This window comes from Stenotrophomonas maltophilia group sp. RNC7 (assembly GCF_030910085.1).
GTDB lineage: Bacteria > Pseudomonadota > Gammaproteobacteria > Xanthomonadales > Xanthomonadaceae > Stenotrophomonas > Stenotrophomonas sepilia.
Window position 1 is genome coordinate 1 of record NZ_JAVFVN010000108.1, and the last position, 533, is coordinate 533.

Annotated in this window: 1 protein-coding gene; it reads left to right on the forward strand. The window is 40.7% G+C overall.

Going from position 1 to position 533, the window contains the following annotated elements; genetic code table 11:
• Positions 1–241 (forward strand): hypothetical protein (locus tag RCF13_RS01230; RefSeq protein ID WP_308140745.1); only part of this gene is annotated, 241 nt, incomplete at its 5' end.
• Positions 242–533 lie beyond the last annotated feature (292 nt).

The window sequence follows — 533 nt, forward strand, 5'->3', positions numbered from 1 at the left end:
TTCCCTGCACGGTACACACCAGCTAGCAAATATATTCACGACAGAAACGTTTTTGTCTAACGTAGCTTTATCTATACCAGGAACATGGACCAACTTAGGAATACTCGGTAATTCCATCGACGGTGCTTTTCTAGAAATCATTACTGATGGGATGACGCTAGTAGGGCCACCACGGAAAAGTTGTGTCGCGAAAATCACTGTGAATAACAAGAAAAGTAGTAATGGAAGGAAAACGATGTAATTTCTTCTGCGTGAAATCGTTTTCATGTTATTCATTTCTCTCAACCTAATTTTCAAAACATCGAATACGAAAACATCAACTTCGTACTGACGAGCAAATGATAATCATACTAGAGAAAGACACATACTATATTGTCGGGACGAGACTGGCGACACAGGAAAAACCTCATCGAGCTGGCTGTGTAGACGGTATTATTGATGATAGTAGAGTTCATCAGATTAAAAAACACGATCAGTGACCTATGCAACGGGGAGCAGAAGGACAAGTGATATGGTTGGCGTCGCATCTAACT